The sequence below is a fragment of the Pseudoalteromonas aurantia genome (genome assembly GCF_005886875.1).
In the GTDB taxonomy this organism is placed as follows: Bacteria; Pseudomonadota; Gammaproteobacteria; order Enterobacterales; family Alteromonadaceae; genus Pseudoalteromonas; species Pseudoalteromonas aurantia_A.
Genome location: NZ_PNBY01000220.1, coordinates 1 through 640, shown reverse-complemented (window position 1 = coordinate 640; position 640 = coordinate 1). Strand labels below are relative to the sequence as shown.

Below are 640 nucleotides of genomic sequence, written 5' to 3'. Positions count from 1 at the left end.
AGTTCATGATCTTGCCCTGAGGCATAATTCCTCCAAAATTCGTTATTCAGCGCGTACTGAATGAAATGCGAGGGTTTGTTAAAACTCCAGCCCATGAAAATATTTTATATACTTCGTTAGAGCAAAAATTAGTGGCGTTAGAGGATCTTTCAGCTGAACGAAAAGAACAGCTTCTTGATGATGCTAAAAATAAAATCATCAGTAGTGTTTACCCTGCCTACACACTACTTATTGATTATTTTAGTGCGTTAAATATCAAGGCCTCTGACACTGTTGGCTTTTGGAGTTTACCCAACGGTGATAAAGCGTATAAAAGAGCATTAGAGATTTATACGACCACAGATATGGAACCAGATGAAATACACCGTTTGGGGCTCGGTGAAGTAACCAGAATAAAAACGCAAATGCTGAGTATTTTGCAATCGCAAGGATATGACACTTCAGCTGGTTTTTCTAAAGCCATGGATGCCCTCAAAGCCGATCCTCAACATTATTATGAAGACAGCGATGAAGGGCGAGCTCAAATATTGGCTGATTATAAAGTTATTATAGATGAAATAGACGCAGGATTATCTAAAGTATTCAATGTAAGAACAGAAATACCTATTGAGGTAGTTAGGAGGCGTTGTTTCCTAAATAA

The 640-nt window shown here is 38.0% G+C and carries 1 protein-coding gene; it reads left to right on the top strand.

The genetic code is table 11. The annotated features are described in order from the left end of the window. Nucleotides 1–65: 65 nt before the first annotated feature. On the top strand, nucleotides 66–640 hold a 575-nt coding region (locus CWC18_RS20745; RefSeq protein WP_249348317.1), incomplete at its 3' end, for a DUF885 family protein.